The following is a 7455-nucleotide window of genomic DNA, read 5'->3' on the forward strand; positions in this document are numbered from 1 at the left end:
CCGCGCCGACGCGCTTGACCCCTTCATCGAGCACTACAACACTGAACGAATCCACTCAAGCCACGGGCTCACGCCCGCGGCCCGAGTGTCACCAACGTCATGACCCAGTACAGCTAGGGACGCCACCGGGCGGATCCACCGGCCGGTCAGGCCCCGCCGCGCTCCGCCTGCAGGTCGGCGATGACGCGGCCCACGTGCTCGCCCCAGCGGCGGTACATGGACGCGTAGCGGAACTCGCCGCCCTCGAAGTCGACGGGGCCGGCGTCCGGCAGCTTGACCGACGTGACCTGCGGGAAGCGCGCGCACACCTCGGCCTTGCGCTCGGAGAGGTACATCGCGTGATCCCGGAAGAGGCCCCGCACGAACGCGCCGGCCTCCACGTACTGCGATACCTGGGGCACGTCCGAGACGAGCACCATCGAGTTGTCCGCGGTCTGCTCCACGAGGTGGTCGAGCAGGTCCTCGAGGCGGTGGACCCACGGCGTGAGGCGCGCGAGCTCGAGCGCGTCGGCGACCCCGGGCATCACGAGCACGACGTCGTAGCGGTGCAGCTCGGTGATCTGCCGCACGGCCTCCTGCGTGGCGGTGAGGTGCTGGTCGGCGAGCGGGACGGTGCGCCACTCGACGCCGCGGCCCGTGATCGCGGCGAGCGCCTTCGCGGACTGCGCCGCGACGCCCTCCGCGTGCGTGCGGAGGCCCACGCCGGATCCGCCGATGCCGCCGAGCGCGAGGACGCGATCGGGATCCGGCCCCGGCACCACGCCGACGGGCGCGTCCGTGGGCACGGTCGCGGTCAGCGGGGTGGGGAGCCCGCCGCGCAGGCCGGCCGCCACGAAGGGGCGCACCGTCTGGTGCAGGAGGCGGATCGGCGGTGACATGGGCTCCTGGGGATCGAGGGGCGTCCGTCCATGATGCGCGGACCGTGCGCCGGATCCGCGCCGAGCACCCCCGTGTCGGACGCACAGCCTATCGTCGTCCACGAGCACGGCCGGGTGCTCGCGCCCCCGTCCCGTCACCTGGAGCACCGATGACCCGCGAGCCCGAGCCCCTCATCCACCACCCCCACGCCCGCTTCCACCAGGGCGCGTGGCGCGTGCAGGTCGCGTCGCAGCCCGTCCTCGGCTACGTCGTGCCGACCGTGCGCGCGCCTGGCGCCGCGACCGTGTTCGAGGTCTACGCCGACGCGGTCGACGACTCCGGCCGCCGGGTGTGGGTGTCCACCGCGGTCACGCTGGAGGCCGCCGTCGCGTGGATGCGCGAGCACGACATGGAGCTGCTCTCCTTCGCCGGCGAGCACGCCCGTCGCCGCCGCGAGCTCGCGACGGGGATGATGCCGACGCACTACTGAGCGGGTGCGGCGGGGCCGTCGGCGTCAGGCGGTCGTGAGCCAGTACGCGATGAGGAGCATCGTCACCACGAAGCCGGAGAGGAAGTTGAGGCCGAGGAAGCGGCGCCAGCCGCGGTTGGCGGCTCCCGCGTCCTCGTCGCGGATCGACCAGAACGGCGCGGTGCTGAGGATGTACGGGATCACGAGCACGGCCGCGATGATCCCCGGCAGACCCGTGAACAGCATCGCCACGCCGGCCGCGGCGTAGGCGAGCACGGCGATCCGAACGGTCACGGCCCCGCCGAGCACGGTCGCGATGGAGGAGATGCCGCCCTCGCGGTCGGCGACGATGTCCTGCACCGCGCCGAACGCGTGCGACGCGACCCCCCACAGGAAGAACGCCGCGAGGATCGCCCACAGCGCGGGCGTGAACGCCCCGCCCGCGAGCACGATCCCGTAGACGGCGGGCGACGTGAAGTGCGTGCTCGAGGTGAGCGAGTCGAGCACGGGCCGCTCCTTGAAGCGGAGGCCCTTCAGCGAGTACGCGATCACCGCGAAGACGCTCACCGCGAGCACGGCGATGCTCGCCGCGGATCCCACGATCACGAGGTAGACGAGGAACGGCACGTTCGTGACGAGCACCGCGAGCAGCACCGGCCGGTGCATCGCGCGCGCGAGCACCGCGCCCTCGACACCGCCCTTCCGCGGGTTCCGCATGTCGGACTCATAGTCGAAGACGTCGTTGATGCCGTACATCGCGAGGTTGTACGGGATGAGGAAGTAGAGGGTGCCGAGGACGGCCGTGAGGTCGAGCTCGCGCGTGACCGTGAGGTACGCGGCCGCGAACGGGAAGGCCGTGTTCACCCAGGAGAGCGGGCGCGACGAGAGCGCGACGGTGCGCAGCATCTCCGCGGCACCCGGCCGCGCGCGCACGTCACTCATGCGCTTCGATGCCGGACACGCTGCGGCGGCGGCGCAGCAGGTACCAGACGGCGGGCAGCAGCACGAGGGCGGCGATGGCGTAGGCGAAGTCCTCGATGGGCGCGTAGCCGAGGATCAGGCCCACCAGCTTGTCCTCGTCGTAGCCGACGAGGCCGACCTTGATCATGATGTTGTCGAAGATCAGGGTCATCACGAGCAGGATCGCGACGGGCATCCGCCGGTACCAGTAGTACTCGGGGTAGTCGAAGCGGCTGGATCCGTACGGCACCGCGTTCGCCTCGCGCAGCAGCAGGCGGCGGAACAGGAACCCGACGACCGCGACGGGGATCAGGAACAGCAGGTCGAGCACCAGGTAGCTCATCGGTTCGCGCGCTCCCTCGCCCGGCCGACGTGGTGGTCGGCGAGGCGGCTGAACCCGTTGACGAGGTTCATCGTGAGGTAGCAGAGCAGGGTGAGGAAGAAGACCTCCTCGAGCGGCAGCTCCGGGCCGACGAGGATCCCCGTCATGAACGGCGTCTCGCCGCGGAAGAAGATGCCCTGCGAGATGCCCGCGATGTCCCACAGCAGGAAGAACGCGACGCCGATGAGGAGCGTGCCCGCCGCCGCCGTGCGGTCGCGCCAGAAGAACAAGCGCCAGCGCCGGTCGACGAGCATCATGCAGCCGAGCGCGCCGAGCAGCAGCACCAGGTAGACGAGCCTCATCAGGCCACCGGGCGGCCGACCGTGCGCACGAGCGGCACGGCGCCGGGGCCGGTCGACGTGTCGCCGCGGAGGCGCTTCACGAGGATCTCCGCGCTGATGAGGCACATGGGCAGGCCGATGCCGGGGATGGTGGATCCACCGGCGTAGTGCAGCCCGTCGACCTTCTTGCTCGTGTTGCCCGCGCGGAACATGGCCGACTGGGTGAGCGTGTGGGCGGGGCCGAGGATGGTGCCCTTCCACGAGTGCAGGTCGGCGGCGAAGTCGCCGGGGCCCGAGGTGCGGCGGAGGACGATGCGCTCGGCGAGGTCGGGGATGCCGGCCCAGTCGCTGATCTGCTGGATGGCGCGGTCGGCGATCTCCTCCACGCGCGCGTCCCCGGCGCCGTCGATGCCGCCGCGGCCGATGGTCGGGTCGGCGGGGATCGGCACGAGGATGAAGACGTTCTCGTAGCCGTCGGGCGACACCGAGGAGTCGGTGGCGCTGGGCTTGCAGACGTAGATGCTGGCGGGATCCGGCACCGACGTCGAGCCGCCCTTCGGCGGGAAGATGCGGGAGAAGTTCTCGTCCCAGTCCTCCGTGAACAGCAGCGTGTGGTGGTGCAGCTCGGGCAGGCCGCCCTTCACGCCGAGGTAGACGAGCACCGCGCCGGGGCCGACGGTGGCCTTGTCCCAGTACGACTGCGGGTAGGTGCGGAACGCCTCCGGGATCAGCTCGGTCTCGGTGTGGTGCAGGTCGGCGGTGGAGACGACCACGTCGGCCTCGAGCGTCTCGGTGCCGGCGTCGGTGGTGATCTGCACCCCGCGCGCCCGCGCCTTCCCGGCCTTCGTCGGCTCGGTGAGGATCCGCGAGACGGGTGCGCCCGTGCGGATCTCGACGCCCTCGGCCCGCGCGACCCCCTCGATCGCGTCGATCACCGTGATGAGGCCGCCCTGCGGGTAGAGCACGCCGTCCTCGAGGTCGAGGTGGCTCATCAGGTGGTACATGCTCGGGGCGAGCTTCGGCGACGAGCCGAGGAACACGGCCGGGTAGCCGAGGATCTGGCGGAGGCGGCGGTCCTTCACGTACCGGGCGACATGCGTCTCGAGTGGCGTGAGCAGCAGCTTCGCGAGCGTGCCCGTGCGGGTGACGACGTCGCGCTTCAGCAGCGGCCGGTAGTCGGAGAAGGTCGTGTAGAGGAAGCGCTTCTTCGCGACCTCGTAGACGTCCTTCGCCGAGTCGAGGTAGCGGGCCATCGCCGGGCGGGATCCGGGCTCGACGCTCTCGAACAGGTCGAGGTTCGCCTCGCGGGAGTCGCGGATGTCGATGGGATCCGGGTCGCCCTCGAAGAGCACGCGGTAGCCGGGCAGGCGCACGAGGTCGAGCTGCTCGGCGGCGCTCGTGCCCATCAGCTGGAAGAAGTGGTCGAACACCTCGGGCATGAGGTACCAGCTGGGACCGAGGTCGAACCGGAAGCCGTCCTTCTCCCACGATCCGGCGCGGCCGCCGACCTCATCGCGGCCCTCGACGAGGGTCACGCGGTATCCGTCGCGGGCGAGGAGCGAGGCGGAGGCGAGGCCGGCGATCCCGCCGCCGATCACGATGGCGGTGGGTGCGGTCATGGCGCTCTCCTGCTGCTCGGGGTCGGTCGGGGCGGACTCGGACGGACCGGGGTCCGTCGGGGCGGGACGGGCCGCGGGGGTGGGGCGGGCGGCGTGCGCGCGGGGTCCGCGGGAGCGGCGCACGAGGCGCCCGTCGACGCCGGACGGCTCCGCGCCCGACGCGGCGGCGAGCGCGATGCGGGCCTTGACGGGATCCGGCACCCGCACGCGCGTGCGCACGAGCTCCGAGGCGGGGGTGTCGCGGAGGCGCACGGCGAGCTCCGCGAACAGGCCCTGCGCGAGCGCGACGGCGCGGCGGCTGGATGCGGGGAGGTCGGGGATGACGGCGCCCGACACGCGGAGGTCGTGGTCGATGTCGTCGAGGATGCGCTCCTTGTCGGCCTCCGAGAAGGTCGCGACGTCGACGCCGGGGAAGTAGCTGCGGCCGAGCGCGCCGTGGTCGGCGGCCAGGTCGCGGAGGAAGTTGACCTTCTGGAACGCCGCGCCGAGGCGCTTGGCGCCCTCCTCGAAGCGGATGCGTTCGGGGCGCGTGGTCGCGTGGCCGACCAGGAACGCGCGCAGGCACATGAGGCCGACGACCTCGGCGGATCCGTACACGTACTCCGTGAAGGAGGCGGGCGTGTGCTCCATCCGCCGCAGGTCCATGCGCATGGAGGCGAAGAACGGCGCGGTGAGCTCGGCGCCGAAGCCCGCGCGGCGGGCGGTGATGGCGAAGGCGTGCACGACGAGGTTGGTGCTGTAGCCGCGGAGCATGGCGTCCTCGGTCTCCTGCTCCAGCGCGTCGAGCAGGGCCTCGACGTGCGCGGGATCCACGCCCGCGCCAGCCGCCGCGCCGTCGACGATCTCGTCGGCCACGCGCACGAGCGCGTACACGTTCTCGATGTGCTGGCGGACGTCGGGGCCGAGGAGGCGGGACGCGAGCCCGAAGGAGGTGGAGTAGCGGCGGATCACGACGGAGGCCGTCTCCTGCGCCACGCGGTCGTACTTCTCGAGCCCCGTGGGCGCCTGGGGGGCGGCGGGCCGGCGGCCGGGCAGGCGACGCGTCATCGGATGCGCCCGAGCACGGACTCCGCGACGGGCGCGAGCTCCCGGCGGAGCGCCTCCGGCACGACCGGGTCGTCGAGGCGCGCGACGGCGGCGACCGCGAGATCCCGCGCCACGCCCTCGGCGTAGGCCCGCGCTCCCGAGCTCTCCAGCACCGAGCGGACGAGCGCCGCCTCGCCGCGGGAGAGGTCGTCCTTGCCGACGAGCGCGCTGATCTCGCCCCACTCCGACGAGCGGACGGCGTGCGCGATGAGCACCGTGCGCTTGCCCTCGCGGAGGTCGCCGAGGTTGGTCTTGCCGGTCTCCTGCTCGTCGCCGAAGACGCCGAGCACGTCGTCCACCACCTGGTACGCGATGCCGATGTCGCGGTCGAAGTCGCCGAGCGCCGCGACCACCTCGGGCCGCGCGCCCGCGAGCACGGCGCCGGCCTGCAGCGGCGCCTCGAACGAGTAGACGGCGGTCTTGAGGCGCTCCATGCGGAGGATCTCGTCGACGCTCGGCACGTCCGCGGTGAGCGAGAACTCGACGTCGATGAGCTCGCCCGCGGCCGACGCGAACACGGCGTCGTCGAGGATCTCCATCAGGTGCGACCGCGTGAGGTCGCGCACGCCGCTCGCGTCGATCAGGCGGTAGGCGTTGACGAGGGCCAGATCCCCCGCGATCACGGCGGCGGACATGCCGCGGTGCTCGGCGAGCGGCTGGGGCAGGCCCTGCGTGGTGGCGATGTCGCGGTAGGCGCCCGAGACGTTGGGGCCGCCGCGCCGGGTGAAGTCCCGGTCGATGACGTCGTCGTGGACGATGAGCGCGGTGTGGAGCATCTCGAACGCGGCGCCGACGTGGGCCGCGGCCTGCACGTCCTGGCCGCCCAGGCCGTCGTACGCGGCCATGACCATGCGCGGACGGAAGCGCTTTCCGCCTGCCGTGTTCGACTCGAGCGTGCGCCACAGCTTCACGTACTCGTCGCCCATGACCTCGGCGCGCACGAGCGAGCGGGCGAAGAACGCGTCCAGCACGCCGTTCACATGGACCTGCCTCGATGTGGAGACGGCAGCGAGGTTGGTGGCGTCCACGGATGAAACCTAACATCGTGGGGGTAACGGAAAGCAGGGAGCGCATGCCACAGCACACCGAGCTCGTCGTCCTCTTGGACGACGACGGCGAGACCATCGGGACGGCGCCCAAGGCGACGGTCCACACCCGCGACACCGCGCTGCACCTCGCGTTCTCGTGCCACGTGTTCGACGCGGAGGGGCGGATCCTCGTCACCCGCCGCGCCATCGGCAAGCTCACCTGGCCCGGCGTCTGGACCAACTCGTTCTGCGGACACCCCGCGCCCGACGAGGACATGCTCGAGGCCGTCCACCGCCGCGCCGAGCAGGAGCTCGGCCTCACCCTCGAGTCCGTCGAGCTGGTGCTGCCCGACTTCCGCTACCGCGCGACCGACGCGGCGGGCGTCGTCGAGAACGAGATCTGCCCGGTGTTCCGCGCGGTCGCGGCCACGCCGGTGGATCCGCGGCCCGAGGAGGTCGGCGAGTACCAGTGGGTGGATCCCGAGCAGCTCATCCCGGCGGTCGCCCACACGCCGTGGGCCTTCAGCCCGTGGCTCACGCTCCAGCTGCCGCTGCTGTACCCGGAGCACGCGGCGCACGCCGGGCTCGCGGACGCGGCGGCGGTGCCGGCCGCCTGATCCGCGGACCCGCCGACACGAGGGGCCCGGCCGCGGTGGGCGGATTCTCGTGGTCCCCGCAACACCCTGAGTTCAGGGGGTTGCGGGGATCGTGGTTTCGGGTGAGTTGCGGCGGGAGTTCTTCGAGGTACTGGACCGGGTCGATGGCAGCATCA

8 protein-coding genes and 1 pseudogene are annotated in these 7455 nt (G+C 72.1%); 3 read left to right on the plus strand and 6 right to left on the minus strand.

Annotated features, from left to right (window positions below; all coding sequences use genetic code 11):
* Nucleotides 1-103, plus strand: a pseudogene (locus HDR73_RS05360) (IS481 family transposase); the annotation flags it as partial.
* A gap of 43 nt (nt 104-146) precedes the next feature.
* On the opposite strand, the gene HDR73_RS05365 reads toward HDR73_RS05360, so the two are convergent.
* Entirely contained in the window at nt 147-878 is a 732-nt protein-coding gene (locus tag HDR73_RS05365; protein WP_041464697.1) for an SGNH/GDSL hydrolase family protein, read from the minus strand.
* 149 nt (nt 879-1027) lie between these two features.
* Here HDR73_RS05365 and HDR73_RS05370 point away from each other — a divergent pair, with 149 nt between their 5' ends.
* Nucleotides 1028-1348 (plus strand): hypothetical protein, encoded by a 321-nt coding sequence (locus tag HDR73_RS05370; protein ID WP_012299863.1) that lies wholly within the window; start codon nt 1028-1030, stop codon nt 1346-1348.
* A 24-nt stretch (nt 1349-1372) separates the two neighbouring features.
* Here HDR73_RS05370 and HDR73_RS05375 read toward each other — a convergent pair whose 3' ends face one another.
* Genes HDR73_RS05375 through HDR73_RS05395 form a run of 5 tightly spaced genes read right to left on the minus strand, consistent with a single transcriptional unit; the run spans nt 1373 to nt 6683 of the window.
* A complete protein-coding gene (locus HDR73_RS05375; RefSeq protein ID WP_012299864.1) occupies nt 1373-2269 on the minus strand; it encodes a prenyltransferase in 897 nt (298 codons plus the stop codon).
* The gene (locus tag HDR73_RS05380) at nt 2262-2630 is read right to left on the minus strand and encodes a lycopene cyclase domain-containing protein (protein WP_012299865.1); all 369 of its coding nucleotides are present in this window, start codon (nt 2628-2630) and stop codon (nt 2262-2264) included. Before HDR73_RS05380 ends, HDR73_RS05375 begins: the two co-directional genes overlap by 8 nt.
* The gene (locus tag HDR73_RS05385) at nt 2627-2971 is read right to left on the minus strand and encodes a lycopene cyclase domain-containing protein (RefSeq protein ID WP_012299866.1); all 345 of its coding nucleotides are present in this window, start codon (nt 2969-2971) and stop codon (nt 2627-2629) included. Before HDR73_RS05385 ends, HDR73_RS05380 begins: the two co-directional genes overlap by 4 nt.
* The gene (gene crtI, locus HDR73_RS05390; protein ID WP_012299867.1) at nt 2971-5616 is read right to left on the minus strand and encodes a phytoene desaturase family protein; all 2646 of its coding nucleotides are present in this window, start codon (nt 5614-5616) and stop codon (nt 2971-2973) included. Before crtI ends, HDR73_RS05385 begins: the two co-directional genes overlap by 1 nt.
* On the minus strand, nt 5613-6683 hold the full coding sequence (locus HDR73_RS05395; RefSeq protein WP_223842658.1) for a polyprenyl synthetase family protein: 1071 nt from the start codon (nt 6681-6683) through the stop codon (nt 5613-5615). Before HDR73_RS05395 ends, crtI begins: the two co-directional genes overlap by 4 nt.
* 44 nt (nt 6684-6727) lie before the next feature.
* On the opposite strand from HDR73_RS05395, the gene idi reads away from it, so the two are divergent.
* Nucleotides 6728-7300 carry an isopentenyl-diphosphate Delta-isomerase gene (idi, locus tag HDR73_RS05400; protein ID WP_012299869.1) on the plus strand — a complete coding sequence of 191 codons (573 nt, stop codon included), beginning with the start codon at nt 6728-6730 and terminating at the stop codon, nt 7298-7300.
* Nucleotides 7301-7455 lie beyond the last annotated feature (155 nt).

Source organism: Clavibacter sp., assembly GCF_014802555.1.
Taxonomy (GTDB): Bacteria; Actinomycetota; Actinomycetes; order Actinomycetales; family Microbacteriaceae; genus Clavibacter; species Clavibacter sepedonicus.